The 281-nt window shown below is 45.9% G+C and carries 1 pseudogene; it reads right to left on the minus strand.

Annotation, left to right across the window (positions count from 1 at the left end):
• Nucleotides 1-281 (minus strand): annotated as a pseudogene (gene bamD / locus AB4585_RS29735) (outer membrane protein assembly factor BamD); the annotation flags it as partial.

The following is a 281-nucleotide window of genomic DNA, read 5'->3' on the forward strand; positions in this document are numbered from 1 at the left end:
TTCGTGCGTTGGGTTCAAGCGAGTAAAGCGCTCAATGGTCGCCAAAGCGAGTGGTAGCTCATCATTCTTATAGTAGGCATACACAAGATCCAGCTGAACTTGCTCTGAATACGGACCGAATGGGTAACGAGAATCCAAAGCTTCCAGTTATTCTACAGCAGAAGACCAATTGCCCGCTCTTAAAGAGATTTGAGCCTCAGCATATAATTCTGCAGGTGGGATATCAGGTACGATTTCATCGCTACTGCTGCATCCAAAAAGCAACAAAGCAGACAGAAGAC

The sequence above is a fragment of the Vibrio sp. 10N.222.49.C9 genome, assembly GCF_041474985.1.
GTDB lineage: Bacteria > Pseudomonadota > Gammaproteobacteria > Enterobacterales > Vibrionaceae > Vibrio > Vibrio crassostreae_C.